This window comes from Mycolicibacterium sp. CBM1 (assembly GCF_054073305.1).
Genome location: NZ_JBSXPP010000002.1, coordinates 122,281 through 141,025 on the forward strand (window position 1 = coordinate 122,281; position 18,745 = coordinate 141,025).

The 18,745-nt window shown below is 67.2% G+C and carries 20 protein-coding genes; 16 read left to right on the forward strand and 4 right to left on the reverse strand.

Annotated features, from left to right (window positions below; translation table 11 throughout):
- Window positions 1-2: 2 nt before the first annotated feature.
- Window positions 3-683, reverse strand: a complete 681-nt coding sequence (locus ACXDF8_RS03325) for a class I SAM-dependent methyltransferase (RefSeq protein ID WP_457221821.1) — start codon at window positions 681-683, stop codon at window positions 3-5.
- A gap of 172 nt (window positions 684-855) precedes the next feature.
- Entirely contained in the window at window positions 856-1,479 is a 624-nt protein-coding gene (locus tag ACXDF8_RS03330) for a B-4DMT family transporter (protein ID WP_457221822.1), read from the reverse strand.
- A 33-nt stretch (window positions 1,480-1,512) separates the two neighbouring features.
- Here ACXDF8_RS03330 and ACXDF8_RS03335 point away from each other — a divergent pair, with 33 nt between their 5' ends.
- The 3 genes from ACXDF8_RS03335 to nusB are packed head-to-tail and all read left to right on the forward strand — an operon-like array spanning window position 1,513 to window position 3,706.
- Complete coding sequence (locus ACXDF8_RS03335) at window positions 1,513-2,601, forward strand: M24 family metallopeptidase (RefSeq protein ID WP_457221823.1); 1,089 nt, start codon at window positions 1,513-1,515, stop codon at window positions 2,599-2,601.
- Between the two features lie 60 nt (window positions 2,602-2,661).
- On the forward strand, window positions 2,662-3,225 hold the full coding sequence (gene efp / locus ACXDF8_RS03340) for an elongation factor P (RefSeq protein WP_457221824.1): 564 nt from the start codon (window positions 2,662-2,664) through the stop codon (window positions 3,223-3,225).
- A 1-nt stretch (window position 3,226) separates the two neighbouring features.
- Window positions 3,227-3,706, forward strand: coding sequence for a transcription antitermination factor NusB (gene nusB / locus ACXDF8_RS03345; RefSeq protein WP_457221825.1), 480 nt, complete (start codon window positions 3,227-3,229; stop codon window positions 3,704-3,706).
- A gap of 88 nt (window positions 3,707-3,794) precedes the next feature.
- Here the strand turns inward: nusB and ACXDF8_RS03350 are convergent, their stop codons facing one another.
- The gene (locus ACXDF8_RS03350) at window positions 3,795-4,601 is read right to left on the reverse strand and encodes a BtpA/SgcQ family protein (protein ID WP_457221826.1); all 807 of its coding nucleotides are present in this window, start codon (window positions 4,599-4,601) and stop codon (window positions 3,795-3,797) included.
- Window positions 4,602-4,771: 170 nt separating this feature from the next.
- Between ACXDF8_RS03350 and ACXDF8_RS03355 the strand changes: the two genes are divergently transcribed.
- The 8 genes from ACXDF8_RS03355 to ACXDF8_RS03390 are packed head-to-tail and all read left to right on the forward strand — an operon-like array spanning window position 4,772 to window position 12,750.
- Window positions 4,772-5,581 carry a DeoR/GlpR family DNA-binding transcription regulator gene (locus ACXDF8_RS03355; protein WP_457221827.1) on the forward strand — a complete coding sequence of 270 codons (810 nt, stop codon included), beginning with the start codon at window positions 4,772-4,774 and terminating at the stop codon, window positions 5,579-5,581.
- Window positions 5,578-7,062: an FGGY-family carbohydrate kinase gene (locus tag ACXDF8_RS03360; RefSeq protein WP_457221828.1), complete on the forward strand. Its 1,485-nt coding sequence runs from the start codon at window positions 5,578-5,580 to the stop codon at window positions 7,060-7,062. The genes ACXDF8_RS03355 and ACXDF8_RS03360 overlap by 4 nt, the downstream gene beginning before the upstream one ends.
- The gene (locus tag ACXDF8_RS03365; protein WP_457221829.1) at window positions 7,059-7,832 is read left to right on the forward strand and encodes an SDR family NAD(P)-dependent oxidoreductase; all 774 of its coding nucleotides are present in this window, start codon (window positions 7,059-7,061) and stop codon (window positions 7,830-7,832) included. Before ACXDF8_RS03360 ends, ACXDF8_RS03365 begins: the two co-directional genes overlap by 4 nt.
- Before the next feature lie 28 nt (window positions 7,833-7,860).
- Entirely contained in the window at window positions 7,861-9,177 is a 1,317-nt protein-coding gene (locus tag ACXDF8_RS03370) for an ABC transporter substrate-binding protein (RefSeq protein WP_457221830.1), read from the forward strand.
- A 54-nt stretch (window positions 9,178-9,231) separates the two neighbouring features.
- A complete protein-coding gene (locus ACXDF8_RS03375; RefSeq protein WP_457221831.1) occupies window positions 9,232-10,086 on the forward strand; it encodes a carbohydrate ABC transporter permease in 855 nt (284 codons plus the stop codon).
- Window positions 10,083-10,898 carry a carbohydrate ABC transporter permease gene (locus ACXDF8_RS03380; RefSeq protein ID WP_457221832.1) on the forward strand — a complete coding sequence of 272 codons (816 nt, stop codon included), beginning with the start codon at window positions 10,083-10,085 and terminating at the stop codon, window positions 10,896-10,898. Before ACXDF8_RS03375 ends, ACXDF8_RS03380 begins: the two co-directional genes overlap by 4 nt.
- A 26-nt stretch (window positions 10,899-10,924) precedes the next feature.
- Window positions 10,925-12,004: an ABC transporter ATP-binding protein gene (locus ACXDF8_RS03385; protein ID WP_457221833.1), complete on the forward strand. Its 1,080-nt coding sequence runs from the start codon at window positions 10,925-10,927 to the stop codon at window positions 12,002-12,004.
- Window positions 12,001-12,750 carry an inositol monophosphatase family protein gene (locus ACXDF8_RS03390; RefSeq protein ID WP_457221834.1) on the forward strand — a complete coding sequence of 250 codons (750 nt, stop codon included), beginning with the start codon at window positions 12,001-12,003 and terminating at the stop codon, window positions 12,748-12,750. The genes ACXDF8_RS03385 and ACXDF8_RS03390 overlap by 4 nt, the downstream gene beginning before the upstream one ends.
- 1 nt (window position 12,751) lies before the next feature.
- On the opposite strand, the gene ACXDF8_RS03395 is transcribed toward ACXDF8_RS03390, so the two are convergent.
- Window positions 12,752-13,954 carry a serine hydrolase domain-containing protein gene (locus tag ACXDF8_RS03395; protein ID WP_457221835.1) on the reverse strand — a complete coding sequence of 401 codons (1,203 nt, stop codon included), beginning with the start codon at window positions 13,952-13,954 and terminating at the stop codon, window positions 12,752-12,754.
- Window positions 13,955-14,084: 130 nt separating this feature from the next.
- Between ACXDF8_RS03395 and pyrR the strand changes: the two genes are divergently transcribed.
- The 5 genes from pyrR (at window position 14,085) to carA (ending at window position 18,687) form a co-directional block, all read left to right on the forward strand.
- Complete coding sequence (gene pyrR / locus ACXDF8_RS03400; protein WP_457221836.1) at window positions 14,085-14,651, forward strand: bifunctional pyr operon transcriptional regulator/uracil phosphoribosyltransferase PyrR; 567 nt, start codon at window positions 14,085-14,087, stop codon at window positions 14,649-14,651.
- Window positions 14,648-15,631, forward strand: coding sequence for an aspartate carbamoyltransferase catalytic subunit (locus tag ACXDF8_RS03405; RefSeq protein WP_457221837.1), 984 nt, complete (start codon window positions 14,648-14,650; stop codon window positions 15,629-15,631). The genes pyrR and ACXDF8_RS03405 overlap by 4 nt, the downstream gene beginning before the upstream one ends.
- Entirely contained in the window at window positions 15,628-16,935 is a 1,308-nt protein-coding gene (locus ACXDF8_RS03410) for a dihydroorotase (RefSeq protein ID WP_457221838.1), read from the forward strand. The genes ACXDF8_RS03405 and ACXDF8_RS03410 overlap by 4 nt, the downstream gene beginning before the upstream one ends.
- 70 nt (window positions 16,936-17,005) lie before the next feature.
- Window positions 17,006-17,569 carry a PH-like domain-containing protein gene (locus tag ACXDF8_RS03415; protein WP_457221839.1) on the forward strand — a complete coding sequence of 188 codons (564 nt, stop codon included), beginning with the start codon at window positions 17,006-17,008 and terminating at the stop codon, window positions 17,567-17,569.
- Entirely contained in the window at window positions 17,566-18,687 is a 1,122-nt protein-coding gene (carA, locus tag ACXDF8_RS03420) for a glutamine-hydrolyzing carbamoyl-phosphate synthase small subunit (protein ID WP_457221840.1), read from the forward strand. Before ACXDF8_RS03415 ends, carA begins: the two co-directional genes overlap by 4 nt.
- Window positions 18,688-18,745: the final 58 nt, after the last annotated feature.

The following is an 18,745-nucleotide window of genomic DNA, read 5'->3' on the forward strand; positions in this document are numbered from 1 at the left end:
CATCAGGCGATCTTGGTGCCCCAGATGACGGTCTCGAAACCGTAGAGCGCCCATGTCCCGCGCATCACGTGGTTTCGGCGTCGACTGATTGGTTCGACCATCAGTCCCATAGCGACCCGGCTCGGGGGACGGTGCCGCTCGGCCGCATAGTCGATCTGCACGCCGCCTTCCCGTAGGAGTTCGAGAACGCGGTGGTAGTCGGGTGGGCGGACGTGGGTCGAGTCATCGAAGAAGTTCAAGCAGCCGCCCCGTTTAGGCAGGCTCAATGATGCGGCGGACGGGAACGCGAGGTAGATCTGACCGCCGGGACGCAGTGCTCGGGCCATGGCGGTGGTTACCCCATCGGGGTCGTAGCAGTGCTCAAGGTTGTGTGAGCTGATGACGGCGTCGAACTTTCCTGCCCGCTGCTCGATTGCATCGGTGAACGCGCCGGGGGTGACGACCACATATTCGTCGGCGAAGGCGGTGGGTTCGTGATCGTTGAAGTAGTCGCCGACATCCAAACCGACGTATCGGCTGTCAGGTCTGATGGATTTCGTGATGTAGGCGCAGTCGTTGCCGCATCCCACGTCGAAGATCTCGGCGTGCTCAGGAAGTCCCAACAGGAACTCGCGACGGTCGTGTAGCGCCGGCTCGATCCCGCGCGCGAGTACTTTGACACGAGCCATCATCGACACAGGCATTCCCCCTAACGGTCCGCTGTGCGGACGTTACGCCGCAGCTAGCGAACCCCGCAGGGGATTGTCGTAAGTACGCGTCGGAGGTGTGGTGCGTCGTGCCCGGCAGCGCCGGCACCGAGGGGCCCTCGGGGGTTCGGGAACGACCGGATGCCGATCGAACCCATCAAGTCCGGCGTCAGGACTTTTCGGGGTGCTTGTCGTCGGGAAAGTCGATGACCTCGGTGGGCTCGTCGCGCTCGACGGTGGCCACCGGGGAGGTGTGTGCCTCGGTCGCGGCCTCGCCCTCCGGCAACCCCGCGATGGGGCCGGTGCGGTCGTCCTCGCGCACGCTGTCGAACACGTCGGCTGCCTCGCCGAAGCGGCGGCGCGGCTCGACCGGCCGGTTGCGGTCCACCATCCAGCGGCCGATCGCGGCGGCGGTGATCGCCGGTACGAAGACCATCAACGCGGTGAACGCCGCGAACGTGGTGACCTCGTTGATGAGGCCCTCCGCGTAGAGGTTGCTGTAGAACAGCGAGATCAGCCAGACGACGAAGCCGCCCAGCACACCCGCGATCAGTCCGGCCAGCAGCCAGGTCATCGCCAGGTCGCGGCGGCGGTCGGGGTCCGGGTTGGCGTTGGCGTCGGCGCGACCGTCGAGCAGACCCCACACGAAAGCCGCGATCCCGAACAGCACGACCAGCACGATGCTGATCAATCCGGCCTTGGTTTCATACAGGTTGATCAGGGTGCCTTGCACCAGACGGACGACCACCATTCCAGCGGCGAACACCAGTCCGCGTAACAACCACGTATTCATGGGGCATCAGCGTAGCGAGTAGCGTCGGCAACCGTGACACATTGCCAACGCCGGGACCGGCTGGCCGCCAGGCTGGCCGCCGACGGGCTGGACGCGATCCTGGTCAGTGACCTGGTCAACGTGCGGTACCTGTCCGGTTTCACCGGTTCGAACGCGGCGCTGCTGGTGTTCGCCGGCGACATGCCGGCGGTGCTGGCCACCGACTCGCGCTATCGCACGCAGGCGGCCCACCAGTCGCCCGACCTGGAAACCGTCATCGAGCGGGCGTGTGGACGGCGACTGGTGGCCCGGGCCATCGCCGACGGTGCGCGCCGTATCGGCTTCGAAAGCCACGTGGTAACCGTCGACGGATTCGACGTGCTGGCCCGCGAGCTCGACGACCAACCGGGCGCCGAGCTGGTCCGCGCCTCGGGCGTTGTCGAAGCGCTGCGGGAGATCAAGGACGCCGGTGAGATCGCGCTGCTGCGGCTGGCATGCGAGGCCGCCGACGCCGCCCTGGGCGCTCTGGTCAACGGTGGCGGCCTGCGGCCGGGCCGCACCGAGCGGGCGGTGGGCCGCGAACTCGAGGCGCTCATGTTGGAGCACGGCGCCGACGGGCCGTCCTTCGAGACGATCGTCGCCGCCGGAGCCAATTCGGCGATCCCGCATCACCGGCCCACCGACGCGGTACTGGCCCCGGGCGATTTCGTCAAAATCGACTTCGGCGCGCTGGTCGGCGGCTACCACTCCGATATGACCCGCACGTTCGTGCTCGGTAAGGCCGAGCCCTGGCAGCTGGAGATCTACGAGCTGGTCGCCGCCGCCCAGCGCGCCGGGCGGGAGGCGCTGGACGTCGGCGCCGATCTGCGCGACGTCGACGCCGCGGCGCGCACCGTGATCGTCGATGCCGGCTACGGCGAGTACTTCGGGCACGGGCTGGGCCACGGAGTCGGATTGCAGATCCACGAAGCGCCGGGAATCAACTCCGCTTCCGCCGGTACACTGCTTGCTGGCTCCGTGGTGACCGTGGAACCCGGTGTCTATCTGCCCGACCGTGGCGGTGTCCGCATCGAGGACACCCTGGTCGTCGGTGAGCGGAGCGAACTGTTGACCCGGTTCCCCAAGGAACTCGCGGTCCTCTAAAGACCCGACAGACCAGATAGACCCAGCTAGACCCTGCTAAGACGAGGAGAACGACCCACCGTGGCAACAACTGCCGACTTCAAGAACGGCCTCGTGCTGAACATCGACGGCCAGCTCTGGCAGATCACCGAGTTCCAGCACGTCAAGCCCGGTAAGGGCCCGGCGTTCGTGCGGACCAAACTCAAAAACGTGCTCTCCGGCAAGGTGGTCGACAAGACGTACAACGCCGGTGTGAAGGTAGAGACGGCGACCGTCGACCGGCGAGACGCCACCTACCTGTACCGCGACGGCTCGGACTTCGTGTTCATGGACTCCGAGGACTACGAGCAGCATCCGCTGCCCGAAGCGCTAGTCGGCAAGGCCGCCGGCTTCCTGCTCGAGGGAATGCCGGTGCAGATCGCGTTCAACGAGGGTGCACCGCTGTACCTGGAATTGCCGGTGACCGTCGAGCTTTTGGTCAGCCACACCGAACCTGGTCTGCAGGGCGACCGCTCGAGCGCCGGTACGAAGCCGGCGACGCTGGAGACCGGCGCCGAGATCCAGGTTCCGCTGTTCATCAACACCGGCGACAAGCTCAAGGTGGACTCCCGCGACGGAAGCTATCTGGGCCGCGTGAACGGCTGACATGGCAGATCGCAAGGCCGACAAGGGTCGGCATCAGGCGCGCAAGCGTGCCGTCGATCTGCTTTTCGAGGCCGAGGCCAGGGGTTTGACGCCGGCGGAGGTCGCCGACGGGCGGATCGCGCTGGCCGAGGCGAACGCCGACGTGTCGCCGCTGAACCCGTACACGGTGACGGTGGCCCGTGGCGTTTCCGAGCACACCGCCCACATCGACGAGCTGATCACTTCGCACCTGCAGGGCTGGACGCTGGAGCGGCTGCCCGCCGTGGACCGCGCGGTGCTCCGGGTGGCGGTGTGGGAGCTGCTGCATGCCGACGACGTGCCCGAGCCAGTCGCCGTCGACGAGGCCGTCGAGTTGGCCAAGGAGTTGTCCACCGACGACTCGCCCGGTTTCGTCAACGGAGTCCTCGGCCAGGTCATGCTGGTCACCCCGCAGATTCGTGCGGCGGCCGCCGCAGTGCGGGGGAGCACGCAAGAGGCCTAGCGCGGCCGCATAGCGACGAGCCTGTAGCCGTCGTGCCGGTCACTCGGACAACGGCGCGACCACTACAGGCTCGGCGCAGGTGCAACAGCTAGCGGGCTGCCTTGGCGTTGGCCATCAGCTCCGCCACCCGCTCACGCTTGGCGCGGTTCTCGAAGATGCCGTCTTCCTTGAAGTAGGTCCCGACGATCGCTCCGTCGGCCAGTGCCAGCTGGTCGGCGACGTTCTCGGCCTTGACACCGGTGTTGACGAACACCGGCACCGTTCCCGCGGACTTCTTCACCACGGACAGCGCCTCGAGATCGGTTGGCGCGCCGGCGGTGAGCCCTGAGACGCAGATGGCGTCGGGAAGGGTCGCGAACACCGTTGTGCGGGTGATGGAGGCAAGATCCCGATGCGCGAGATAGGTGGCCGACTCCGGGACGATGTTGAAGAACAGCTTCACCCCGGCGCCGCCGACGCGGGCCCGGTGGCGGGCGACCTCGCCGATGTTGGTGTCCCACAAGCCGAAATCGCTGGCGTACACGCCGGTGAAGATCTCGCGCACGTACTGCGCACCCGTTGCGACGGCGAGGTCGATCGAGGCCCGGCCGTCCCACAACACGTTGACGCCGTAGGGAATCGAGATGTCGCCGAGCAGTTGGCCAATGATGCGCGCCATCGTGATGGCGGTGATCGGTTCGGTCTTCGTCAGGTAGGGCAGGCTGAACTCGTTGGAGATCATGACGCCGTCCACGCCGCCCTGCTGAAGGGCGTCGAGTTCCTCCTTGGCCCGGTCGATCACCGCAGCGAGGCCGGCGCGGGTGTCGAACCCGGGATCGCCCGGCAGCGCGGAGAGGTGAAGCATCGCGATGACGGGCTTCTGCACGGAGAAGACCTCTCGCACCCAATCGGCCATCTGACTCCCTTTCGTTCGGTGTGACTGTTTCTAACGCATCCACTGCAGTACTGCAAGAAAGTAACAACTGATCTGTGAATTATTCCGGGATCGGTTGCCACGAAGCCGTGAAGACCTTACATTGAGCGTCACGGTTCGTGAATCAGTCACATACAAGGAGCGACGAGCGGGTGTCAGCCAAGACGCGTCGGGCGCAGATCGAGCAGCGAGTCCTAGACCAAGGCGAGATCGAATACGCGTCGTTGGCGCAGGAGTACGGCGTCTCGGAGATGACGATCCGCCGCGACGTCGACGCCCTCGAGGCCTCCGGTCTGGTTCGCCGTGTCACCGGCGGTGCGATCGCGGCCTACCGCAAAGCCGAGGAACCCTCGTTCGAGAGCCGCGCTTCCCGCTCGGCCACCGAGAAGATGCATATCGCCGAGGCCGCCGTCGAACTGCTCGAACCGGGCGAGACTGTCATCCTCGACAGCGGAAGCACCGTGCTGGCGGTCGCCCGAGTCATCCGCGGCCGGGGTCTGGGGCTCACGATCGTGACGCCGAGCCTGCTGGCCGCGATCGAACTCGCCGACGAGCCGGACACCACGATCATTGTGACCGGCGGAAATCTTCGCCCCGGCGAGCTGAGTCTGATCGGCTTCGAAACCGAGTCGGTCTACCAGATGTACAACTGCGACACCTACATCATGGGTGTCGCCGGGGTGGACCCGGTCCGCGGCCTGACCGACTACCACCGCGTCGAGGGCAGCGCCAAGCGCGCGGCTGCCGCCTCGGCGGACCGCATCATCGTCGTGGCCGACGAATCCAAACTGGGCCGGGTGCAGCTGCTGACCGTCGCCCCGTTGAGCGCCGCCGGCCACATCGTCACCGACAGCGATCCCGACCATCCCACCCTGGTCGCCGCGCGCACCCTGGGTGTGGAGGTGGTCTGCGTGGACCGCGACCGTGACCACGGACCCCTGCAGGCCGGCGGTTCTCGATGACCGCCTACACCGTCGGCATCGACATCGGCACAACAGGCACCAAGACCGTGCTCTTCGGCGCCGATGCCGGCATAATCGCGCAGACCAGCCGCACCGCAACACTTTTCAGTGCGCACCCCGGCTGGGCCGAGGCTGACCCGCAGCAGTGGCTGGCCAATGTGGTCGACTCGATCGCCGAGGTCGTCGCCACCGCCGGGGTCTCGCCCGCCGACGTGCGGGCCGTCGCCACGACGGGGATGGTGCCCGCGGTCGTCGCCGTCGATGCCGCCGGCCGGCCATTGCGCCGCGCGATCCTGCAGAACGACGCCAGGGCGACCGACGAGATCCGCGCCCTGGCAGACCAGTTGGTCGGTACCGACCTGGTGGCGCTGACCGGTGCCGCGCTGACCCAGCAGTCGGTGGCGCCCACAGTGTTGTGGCTGCACCGTCATGAGCCCGAAGTCGCCTCGCGGACAGCTCATTTCGTGGGCTCCTACGACTGGATGCTGATGGCACTGGGCGCCGATGCGCATGTCGAGACGAACTGGGCGCTCGAATCCGGGTTGTTCACCATCGGCGGGGATCCGGTGGGGGAGGTGCTGGCCGCCGCGGGTATCGACGCGGCGGTGCTGGCGCCGGTCCTGCATCCGGGTCAGGTCGCCGGCCGGCTCAGCGCCGAGATGGCCGACCGGACCGGCCTGGCTGCCGGCACCCCGCTGGTGGTCGGCGGTGCCGACCATGTGTTGTCGGCCTTCGCCGCAGGGGTCGAGGAGCACGGCGACTGGCTGGTCAAACTCGGCGGAGCGGGCGACATCCTGGTCGCCAGCGACGATCCCGTGGTCGACGCCCGGCTGTACCTGGATGCCCACCCGGTTCCCGGACGCTGGCTTCCCAACGGCTGCATGGCCACCAGCGGCAGCCTGATCCGCTGGTTCCAGAGTCTGGTCGGCGGCGAGGATCTGTTGCGCCTGGATGCCGAGGCGCACGAGTGCCGCCCGGCCGAGGTGCTCTGCCTGCCGTATTTCCTCGGTGAGAAGAGCCCACTGCACGATCCGGACCTTCGCGGTGTCTACGCGGGCCTGCATCTGGGCACCAGCCGCGCCGACATGTACCGCGCGACGCTCGAGGCGATCGCCTTCGGGTTCCGCCACCACGTCGAAGTCTTCGCCGAACTCGGCATCGAGCTCGGGCGTGCGTCGATCACCAACGGCGGCAGCAAATCCACGCTGTGGAAACAGATCCACGCCGAGGTGCTCGGCGCCCCCATGTACCCGATCGTCGACCATCCCGGTGCCTCACTCGGGGCGGCGCTCATCGCCGCGGTCGGCGTCGAGGTGCTCACCGACTGGGAGCAGTGCCGGCGCTTCATCACCGTCGGCGAACCGGTGCTGCCCGATCCCGACAAGGTCGCCGTCTACGACGCGGCGTATCAGGAATGGCGCGGCCTGGCCACCGCCACCGCAGGCATCTCGCATTCGCTAGCCGAAAGGACTCGTCAATGAGCAAGACCGTGGTCATCACCGGAGCGGGTTCCGGTATCGGCAAGGCGATCGCGATGGTTCTGGCGCAACGGGATTGGCGAGTCGTGGTCACCGATCTCGACGCCGACGCCGCCGCTGCGGTGGCCGCATCGCTCGCCGACCCGGCCGGCCTCGGGCACGAGGCGGCGCGCCTCGACGTCACCGACCCGGTACAGGCGGCGGCGGTCGCCGACGACGTCGCCGATCGCCTGGGCCTGGACGCGTGGATGAGCAACGCCGGTATCTCGTTCATGGTGCCGTTCCTCGACGTGTCCCTCGACAACTACGACCTCACCATGGACATCAACCTCAAGGGGGTGTTCATCTGCGGTCAGGCGGCCGCTCGTGCCATGGTCCGCACCGGACGCCGCGGCACGATCGTCAACACCGCGTCGATGGCCGGCAAGCAGGGCCGGGTCCCGTATCTGTCGGACTACGTCGCCTCCAAGCACGGTGTCGTCGGACTGACCCAGGCGATGGCCTACGAACTCGCCGAACACGGCATCACCGTCAACTGCGTGTGTCCAGGATTCGTCGAGACCCCCATGCAGTCGCGCGAACTCGCCTGGGAGGCAGAGCTTCGCGGCTCGACTCCCGAGCACGTCAAGCAGATGTGGATCGACGACACCCCGCTTGGCCGTTTACAGCAGCCCGAAGACGTGGCCTACAGCGTCGCGTTCCTGCTGTCCGAGGACGCCCGGTTCATTACCGGCGAGGCGCTGGCCGTCAACGGCGGCGCCTACATGGATTAGCCCTACCCACCACCGAAAAGGGGAAGCAATGAAGTTGAGAACTCCAGGGTTACGGCGCGCCGTGACCTCGCTGGGCGCCGTCGGTGCCGCTGCGATGCTCCTATCGGGGTGCGCGGGCAGCGGCGGACCGCAGACCGCGACCGCAACCGGGTCGGGTGAGGTTCCCACCGACACCTCCGGCACCGTCAACATCCTCATGGAGAACGTGCCGGACACCGACATCGTCAAGTCGCTGATCCCCGAGTTCAACAAGAAGTACCCCAACATCAAGGTCAGCATCGAGCCGCAGACCTACGACCAGATCCGCGACAAGCTGGTCGCGTCGTTCCAGGCCCCCAAGGCGACCTACGACCTCGTCGTCGTCGACAACGTCTGGATGAAGGACTTCGTCGCGGCGAACTGGTTGCAGCCGTTGGATTCCCGTATCGATTCCACGCCGGACTACGACTATGCGGACTTCTTCAAGCCCCTCACCGACATCGACACGATCGACGGTAAGCGCTACGCCGTGCCGTTCTACAACTACGCGCTGGGCTACATCTACAACGTGCCCGACTACCAGAAGGCCGGTCTGAGCGAGCCGAAGTCGCTGGATGACCTGGTCGCGAACTCCAAGAAGCTGGTCTCCGGTGATCGCGCCGGCATCGCGATGCAACCGCAACGCGGCTACAAGGTCTTCGAAGAGTGGGCCAACTTCCTGTTCGCCGCCGGCGGCACCATCTACGACGACTCGGGCAAGTACACCCTCGACACCCCTGAAGCCAAGAAGGCGCTGGAGGCCTATGTCGACCTGTACAACACTGCCGCCCCCAAGAACAGCCTCAACTGGGGCTTCGACGAGGCAGGCCGCTCGGTGTCCAGTGGGCAGTCGGCCTCGTTGGTGAGCTACAACTGGAACCTGCCCTCGCTGAACGCGCCAGACGGCACCGCGGCCAAGTCCGGTGTGGGTCCGTTCAAGCTCACCGCGATGCCCGGTGGCGTGGACGTGCTCGGCTCGTGGAGCTGGGCGATTCCGTCAAATTCCGGAAACTCCGACGCCGCATGGGCATTCGCGTCCTGGCTGACCTCCAAGCCGATCGACGTCGAGCGGGTGGTCAAGGGCGGTGCGGTCATCCGGACTAGCAGCACGCAGGACCCCAAGGTGCTCGGTGACGGCTTCGGCTCGGACTACTACGCCGTGGTCAAGGACATCCTGTCCAAGGCCAAGCCGCTCAGCAACCAGACCAACGCCGAGGAGATGATCCAGGCCGTCGGAACGGAGCTGAACGAAGCGGTGGCCGGCACCAAGAGCATCGACGACGCGCTGCGGGACGCCCAGGCCGCCGCGGAGAAGACCCGGGGCTGATCCAGGGGTGAATTCGACGACGGCGACGACCACGACGACCAGAGGGGACACGACATGACCAGGTTCAAATACGGGATGTTGAGTCCGCTGCTGGCGCTGTTCGTCGCCGTCGTCGGATTCCCGCTCGTCTACGCGCTATACCTCAGCGCCACCGACTACAAGCTCACCGACCGGGGCGCGCCACACTTCGTGGGCGTCAAGAACTACGTCAACACACTCACCAACGCCGACTTCTGGCAGGCGTTCGGCACCACCGCCACCTACGTGCTGGTCGCCGTCGCCCTCGAGCTGGTCATCGGCCTGATGCTGGCGATGGCGCTGCAGCGCCAGAAATGGGCCCGCGACATTACACGCGCGATGTTGTTGGCGCCCATGTTCATCACCCCGGTCGCGGTCGGCCTGACGTTCCGCTTCCTGCTCAACGATCAACTGGGCGCCATTCCCTACGTGTTGAAGAAGTTCGGTCTCGACATCGACTTCCTGGGCTCGGGCCATGCGCTGTACACACTGGCGCTCATCGACGTCTGGCAGTGGACGCCGTTCATGGTCCTGCTTCTGCTCGCCGGTCTGGAGGCGATTCCCAAACAACCCCTGGAAGCGGCGCGCGTCGACGGCGCCGCGCCCTGGTACGTGTTCCGCCGGGTCATCCTGCCGCTGCTGCGTCCGGTGCTCGCGGTCGCGGTCCTGCTGCGTGCGCTGGATGCGATGAAGGTCTTCGAATACGTCTATGCCACCACCAAGGGCGGCCCGGGCACCGAAACGCAGACGCTGCAGTACTACACGTATCAGACCGGCGTGCAGTTCTTCCGGCTCGGCAGCGCGGCGTCGATGGCATTTGTGGTGCTGGCCGTGGTGCTGACCGCCGTGGTGATCACGTTCCGGCTGTTGGAGAGGAACCGCGAAGTATGAGCGGTGTGAAGGGGTACACGCTGGCCCGGATCGTGCTGCTGTGGGTCGGTGTCGTCGTGGTGATCATGCCGATCGCGTGGATCGTGTTGGCCAGCATCAAAACTCCCGTCCAGCTCAACGATCCAGGTTTGGTGTTCTTCACCCCGAACCTAGACAGCTGGCGCTCGGTGCTGTCCTCGGGCATCCTCGACGCCGCGGCCCGCAGCTTCCTGGTCGCCTTCATCAGCGTCGCCATCAGCCTGGTCGTCGGATGCATGGGGGCCTACGTCATCACCCGATACCGGGCCGGTGGCACCGCTACCCGGTTCGGACTGCTTGCCGCGCAGATGATCCCGCCCGCCGTCTTGGTCTTCCCGTTCCTGACCATGGCCTACGCCCTGCGCCTACAGGACAGCCTGGTGCCGGTGATCTTCGCTCACCTCAGCTTCGTGGCGCCGGTCGTGACCTGGTTCCTACTCGGATTCTTCGAGGCGGTGCCGAAATCCATCGAGGAGCAGGCCCGTGTCGACGGGTTCGGCCGGTTCCGGGCGTTCCTACTGGTGGTGTTGCCGCAGGTGCTGCCGGGGATCGGCGCGTCGGCGATCTTCGGTTTCACACTGTCGTGGAACGACATGTTCTACGGCCTCATCCTGGCACCCGGCAACGCCAAGATCCTGCCGGTCGCCATCGCCGGGTTCAACACGTTCCGCGGCGTGCAGATCGGCTCGATGTGCGCGGCGATCCTCATCGCCGTCGTCCCGGTTGTCATCGCGAGCTTCTTCGTTCAGCGCCGCCTGGTCCAAGGCATCAGCGGCGGCGCGGTCAAGACCTAGAGCACGGTAGGAGAGTACAAATCACCATGGCAGGCGTCACATTCAGCGGTGTGAACAAGTCCTACGGGGACATTCGGATAGTCCACGACTTCAACCTCGAGATGCCCGACGGGTCGTTCACCGTGCTGGTGGGCCCCTCAGGATGCGGCAAGTCCACGTCGCTGCGGATGCTGGCCGGCCTGGAGCCCGTCACGTCGGGCACCATCCGGATCGGCGACAAGGACGTCACGGCATTGGAGCCCAAGGACCGCGACATCGCGATGGTGTTCCAGAACTACGCCCTCTACCCGCACCTGACCGTCGAGCAGAACATCGCGTTTCCGCTGCGCGCCAAGAAGATCGCCAAGGCTCAGGCGCGCGAGCGTGCCGCCGCCGTCGCCGAAACTCTCGGCCTCACTGCGGCGCTGTCGCGAAAGCCCAAGGACCTCAGCGGCGGTCAGCAGCAGCGCGTCGCGATCGGCCGGGCGATCATCCGCGAGCCCGCGGTGTTCCTGTTCGACGAACCGTTGAGCAACCTCGATGCCAAGCTTCGGGTGGAGACCCGTACCGAACTCCTGCGTATCCAGCGCCGGCTGGGCATCACCTCGCTGTATGTCACCCATGACCAGGAAGAGGCGATGACGCTGTCCGACCGCATGGTCGTGATGAACGAGGGCCGCATCGCCCAGCAGGGCGCCCCGTTGGAGGTCTACACCAAGCCGGCCAACACCTTCGTCGCCGGATTCGTGGGTAGCCCGAAGATGAACCTGGTACCCGGCCTCGTCACCGACGGTGTCTTCCGTTCCGTCGACGGCCTGGTGCTTGCCGTCGGCAATACTGTTGCACGGCAATCCGATTCGGTCACCCTCGGCTTCCGTCCGGAGGATCTGGTGATCGAACCCGCCGACGCCGCCGTGGAGCCGGCCGCCACCGGCCGGGTGGCCCTCATCGAACATCTGGGCCCGCGGGCCATCGTCGCCGTCGAGGCGCCCGGCGCCACCCTGGTCAGCGTGGTCGACGTGGCCGGCTTGGGCACCCTGGCCGAAGGTGCCGTGGTGACCATGTCGGTGCGCCCGGGCGGAGTCCACGTCTTCGACGCGACGACCGGCGTCCGGATCGAGTCGTGACCACAGCTGTGGACACCGCCGAGCTGCTGGACGTGGCGCTGGCGGCCGCCCGGCGCGGCGCACAGGTGCTGCGCGCGGGCGCGCAGGGCGTGCTGCAGATCACCACCAAGGGCGACGACGGCAACCTGGTGACCAATGTCGACCTCGACGCCGAACGCGCGGTGCGGGGCCTTATCGAATCGCGGCGGCCCGACGACGAGATCACCGGCGAGGAGCTTCCGCCGACGGGGCGGCAGCACCACGCCGGGATCCGCTGGTCGATCGACCCGCTGGACGGGACCACCAACTACACCAGGGGAATTCCCTACTACGCCACGTGTGTCGGCGCGGTCGACGCCGAGGGCCGCTGGCTAGCCGGAGCCGTCGTCGCTCCGGCGTTGGCCAAGACCTATTTCGCCCACCGCGGTGCCGGGGCGTGGCTCGCCGACGACGCCGGGGTACGTCGGCTCATCGGACCCGGTGGCGGAGGAGCACGTGTGTTGGGCATGGGCTATTCGTATTCCGCGGAGGTCCGCACCGAGCAGTTCGGGGCCGTCGCGCAGCAGATGCGCGGTTACACCGACGCCCGGATCCTCGGCTCGGCGGCACTGGCGATCTGCGCCGTTGCCGAGGGAGCGCTGGACGGATTCGTCGAAACCGATCTCGCCGAACATGATTGGGCCGCCGCGGCCGTCGTCGCCGAGGAGGCCGGCCTACGGGTCAGTAGGCCCGAAGCTGGCTCGTCGGCGCTGGTGGTCGAGCGGTGACCTACAGCGCCAGCGCGGCGTAGGTGCGGCGCACGTATTTCGGCTGCACCGACTGAAGCTTGGCCAGCGAGGTGTTGCCGGCCACGGCGGCCGCGGGCGCGCTGAGGTTCGGGTAGTTCTGGATCAGGTAGATCAGGATCAGGTCGTTGGCCGGGTCGGCCTGCCACCAGGTGCCGTAGGCGCCGGGCCAACTGAACGTGCCCAACCCACCCGGGCCGAACAGCTGCGCGGACTTGGCCGGATCGGTCACCACCGAGAGGTTCAGGCCGAAGCCGCGGCCCACCCAGAACGGCATGCCCAGGAATGAGTAGTTTTTCTGCTCGGCGGTCAACCGGTCGGTCCGCATCGACTGCACCGACTCCTCGGAGAGCACCCGCACTCCGTCGACCTCCCCGCCGCCCAACAGCATTCGGGCGAATCGCAGGTAGTCGTCCACGGTTGTCACCAGGCTGGCCCCACCCTGGCAGAACCGGGGCTCGGTCACCGGTATCGGGCCCATGGCGTCGTGCTGCAGTCCGGCGTCCTCGTCGAGCCGATACATGGTCGCCGCGCGGGCGCGTTTGGCGGGGGAGATGAAGAATCCGGTGTCGGCCATGCCCAGCGGCTCGAAGATGCGCTCCGTGAGGACGGTATGCAGCGACTTGCCTTCGATCCGCGAGACGACGATGCCGAGAACGTCGGTGGCGTGACTGTAGGTCAGTCGCTCCCCGGGCTGGTGGACCAGCGGCAGCGCCGCGATGTCGGTCAGCCAGTGGTCCTGGTCCTGGCGGAAGGAGACCTGTGCGTACGCCCGGCTGAGCGGGCCGAGGACCGAGAACGTGTACGCCAGGCCGCTGCGGTGGGTCATCAGGTCGTCGATGGTGATCGGTCGCCGGGCCGGCACGGTGCGATCCAGCGGGCCGGTGGGATCGGCCAGCACCCGCATGTTTGCCAGCTCGGGCAGCCACCGGCTGGCCGGGTCCGACAGTGCGAGCTTGCCCTCCTCGATCAGGCTCATCGCCGCCGCCACCGTCACTGGTTTGGTCATCGAGGCGATGCGGAAGATGGTGTCGCGTTGCATGGGCAGGCCGGCCTCGACGTCGCGGTAGCCGATCTCGTTGACCTGCAGTACCTTCCCGTGCTGCCAGACCGCAGTAACGGCTCCCGCCAGCACACCGGCGTCCACCGCCTGCACGATCGAGGTGCGATTGTCCGCGAGATTCACCGCTGCAACTCTACTCAAGCGGCGTCGCCCGGCCGGGAGCCGCATCGTCCGATCAGGTGCTAGGCTGCACGGTGTTCGACATCCTTTAACGATCCGTCCCGAGAGGCGGAGAAGGAGGTCTGGTCAGCTCGTGGGCTCCACCGACCGCGAATTGATGTCCGCAGCGGACGTCGGTAGAACCGTTTCCCGCATGGCGCATCAGATCATCGAGAAGACTGCCCTCGACGGTCCCGATGCACCGCACGTCATCCTCCTCGGCATCCCGACCAGGGGTGTCACTCTGGCCGGCCGATTGGCCGCGAAGATCCACGAATTCTCCGGTGTGGCGGTCGACCGCGGGGGCCTGGACATCACGCTTTACCGCGACGACCTGGACTTCAAGCCGCCCCGGGCGCTGGCGGAGACCTCGATCCCGGCAGGCGGTATCGACGGTGCCTTGGTGATCCTCGTCGACGACGTGCTCTACACCGGGCGGTCGGTCCGTTCGGCGCTGGATGCGCTGCGTGACATCGGCCGGCCCAAGGCGGTGCAGCTGGCGGTGCTGGTCGACCGGGGTCATCGCGAGCTGCCGCTGCGCGCGGACTACGTCGGCAAGAACGTCCCCACGTCGCGCAGCGAGAACGTCAAGGTGCGGCTGATCGAGGATGACGATGTCGAGGGCATCTGGATCGCACCGCAGGGAGGTCCCACCCGATGAGCGTCAGGCACCTGCTGTCCGCCGCCGACCTCAGCCGCGACGAGGCCGTCGCGATCCTCGACAACGCCGACCGATTCAGGCAGGCGCTGCTGGGCCGAGAGGTCAAGAAGCTCCCGACGCTGCGCGGGCGCACCATCATCACGATGTTCTACGAGAACTCCACCCGCACCCGGGTGTCGTTCGAGGTGGCCGGTAAATGGATGAGCGCCGACGTGATCAATGTCAGCGCCTCCGGCTCATCGGTGTCGAAGGGGGAGTCGCTGCGCGACACCGCGCTGACGTTGCGCGCCGCGGGCGCCGATGCGCTGATCATCCGCCACCCCGCCTCGGGCGCGGCGCAACAGCTGGCAGAGTGGACACTTGAGGACGACGGCAGTGGCCCGTCGGTCATCAATGCCGGTGACGGCACCCATGAGCACCCCACCCAGGCACTGCTGGACGCGCTGACCCTGCGCCAGCGCCTCGGCGACATCGAAGGCCGCCGGGTGGTCATCGTCGGCGACATCCTGCACAGCCGGGTGGCCCGCTCGAACGTGTCGCTGTTGGCCACCCTGGGTGCCGAAGTAGTGCTGGTCTCCCCGCCGACGTTGTTGCCGGTCGGGGTGTCGCAGTGGCCGGTGAGCCGCGCCGGCGGCGACCGACGGCCTCTGACGGTGTCGCACGACCTCGACGCGGAATTGCCGGGCGCTGATGCGGTGATGATGCTGCGGGTGCAGGCCGAGCGGATGAACGGCGGATTCTTCCCCTCCGAACGGGAGTATTCGATTCGCTACGGACTCTCCGAGCGCCGTCAGGCGCTGTTACCCGCCCACGCGGTGGTGCTGCACCCCGGCCCGATGCTGCGCGGTATGGAGATCTCGTTCCCGGTTGCCGACTCGTCGCAATCGGCGGTGCTGCAACAGGTTTCCAACGGTGTGCACGTGCGGATGGCGGTGCTCTTCCATCTGCTGGTCGGCACGGACGAGGCGGTGACGGTATGACGCAGACCCAGCCGGTGTTGATCAGGGGCGTGCTGCTCTACGGCGAAGGCGAGCCGGTCGACGTGTTGGTGGCCGACGGCCAGATCGCCGAGATCGGCGCGAAACTCGAAGTGCCTGTCGACGCCGACGTGATCGATGCCAGCGGCCAGGTGCTGCTGCCGGGCTTCGTCGACCTGCACACCCACCTTCGGGAGCCCGGCCGCGAATACGCCGAGGACATCGAAACCGGTTCCGCTGCAGCGGCATTGGGTGGGTACACCGCCGTCTTTGCGATGGCCAACACCGATCCGGTGGCCGACAGTCCGGTGGTGACCGACCACGTCTGGCGGCGCGGTCAGCAGGTCGGCCTGGTCGACGTGCACCCGGTGGGTGCGGTTACCGTCGGCTTGAAAGGCAAGCAGCTCACCGAGATGGGGCTGATGGCCTCCGGGGTGGCACAGGTCAAATTGTTCTCCGACGACGGCGTCTGCGTGGACGACCCGCTGGTGATGCGCCGCGCACTGGAGTACGCCACCGGACTCGGCGTGCTGATCGCCCAGCACGCCGAGGAGCCGCGGTTGACCGTCGGTGCCGTCGCGCACGAGGGCCCCACTGCCGCCCGGCTGGGGCTGGCCGGCTGGCCGCGTGCCGCGGAGGAGTCGATCGTGGCCCGCGACGCACTGCTGGCCCGCGATGCCGGTGCGCGGGTGCACATCTGTCACGCCTCCACGGCGGGCACGGTCGAGCTCGTCAAGTGGGCCAAGCAGCAAGGAATCTCGATCACTGCCGAGGTCACGCCGCACCACCTGATGCTTGATGACAGCAGACTGGCCAGCTACGACGGGGTGAACCGGGTCAACCCGCCGTTGCGGGAGGCGTCCGACGCACAGGCGTTGCGCCAGGCGCTGGCCGACGGGGTTCTCGACTGTGTGGCCACCGACCATGCCCCGCACGCCGAGCACGAGAAGTGCTGCGAGTTCTCGGTGGCCCGCCCCGGCATGCTCGGCCTGCAGACCGCGCTGTCGGTGGTGGTGTCCGCCATGGTGGCGCCCGGGCTGCTGGACTGGCGCGGTGTGGCCCGGGTGATGAGTGAGAACCCGGCCCGCATCGTCGGCCTCGACGACCAGGGCCGCCCACTTGAGGTGGGCGAGCCGGCCAACCTCGTCGTCGTCGACCCCGATGCCACCTGGACTGTCGAGGGCACCGACTTGGCCAGCCGCTCGGCCAACACCCCATTCGCGAAGATGGAATTGCCGGCGACGGTCACCGCGACGCTGCTGCGCGGCACGGTGACGGCGCGGGACGGGAAGAGCCCGGCGTCGTGACCGAGATCGACGAAATGGCGCGCTCCACTCGCAGTTTCTCGGCGGTTTGTCGGTTTGGGCGAGGGGTGGCATGAACACCGGTACCGCCATCGGCTCATTCGTCTTTGCTTTCGTGATAGTCGTCATCATCGGCGTGGTGATCCGCCGAATGCTGCGCGGCTGGAAGCATCGGGCCGAACGGCAGGTCGAGCTGCTCGGTGAGTTGCCGACCATGCCCGAGATGCTCAGCTCGGCGATCGTGGCCCCGACCAGGGGCCTCTACCTGGGCAGTACGCTCGCGGATCCCGATGGTCTTCGCGCCGGCGGCTCATCCACAGCCTGGCTGGAACGCATCGCCGTCGGTGATCTGGGTTACCGGTCGAAGGCCGTTTTGACTCGCTATCCGGAGGGCATCCTGCTCGAGCGCTCCGGCGCCACCCCGATCTGGATGCCGCAGGACGCGATCACCGCCGTTCGCACCGTGCGCGGACTGGCCGGAAAAGTCATCCCGGGCGGTCGTAACAAGCCCGATTCGCCGGCCGGCATCCTCGCGATTCGGTGGCGGCTGCCGTCGGGCACCGAGATCGATACGGGCTTTCGCGGCGACGACCGCCGCGACTACGCCCGCTGGACGACAACAGGAGAAGCAGCGTGACCTCAACAGCCCACCTGGTCCTGGAGGACGGCCGGGTCTTCACCGGTACCGAGTTCGGTGCCGTCGGAGAGACTCTCGGCGAGGCGGTGTTCTCCACCGGGATGTCCGGTTACCAGGAGACCCTGACCGACCCCAGCTATCACCGGCAGATCGTGGTGGCCACCGCCCCGCAGATCGGCAACACCGGCTGGAACCATGAGGACGCCGAGAGCCGCGGCGACCGGATCTGGGTGGCCGGCTACGTGGTGCGCGACCCGTCGCCGCGCGCGTCGAACTGGCGTTCCACCGGCACGCTGGACGACGAGCTGAAGCGCCAGAACATCGTCGGTATCGCCGGCGTGGACACCCGGGCGATCGTGCGCCATCTGCGCAGCCGCGGCTCGATGAGGGCCGGGGTGTTCTCCGGCCCGGCGGCCGCCGATGCCGAGGAAATGCTGCGCCGGGTGCGCAGCCAGCCCGCGATGCTGGGCGCCGACCTGGCCGGTGAGGTCACGACTCCGCAGGCGTACACGGTGGAACCCGAAGGGTCGCAGCGGTTCAACGTCGTCGCCCTCGATCTTGGCATCAAGACCAACACGCCGCGCAACTTCGCCCTGCGTGGCATCCGGACCCATGTGCTGCCATCGTCGGCCACCTTCGAGCAGATCACCGAGCTCAAGCCGGACGGGGTGTTCCTGTCCAACGGGCCGGGCGATCCGGCGACCGCCGACCATGTCGTCGCCGTCACCCGCGAGGTACTCGGTGCCGATATCCCGCTGTTCGGAATCTGTTTCGGCAATCAGATCCTCGGCCGGGCGCTGGGGAGGTCCACCTACAAGATGGTGTTCGGCCACCGCGGCATCAACGTCCCGGTCATCGACCACATCACCGGCAACGTCGCGATCACCGCCCAGAACCACGGTTTCGCCCTGGAAGGCGAGGCCGGCGAGGAGTTCGGCACCGACTTCGGGCCGGCGGTGGTCAGCCACACCTGCGCCAATGACGGCGTGGTCGAAGGCATCAAACTCGTCAGCGGGCGGGCCTTTTCGGTGCAGTATCACCCCGAGGCCGCCGCAGGCCCGCACGACGCCAATTACCTGTTCGACCAGTTCGTCGATCTGATGGACGGCACCAAATGAGGATGCCCTTTACCGCGAGCGTGCGTGTCCGCACGCGACACGCCGCTTCTTTCGTCAC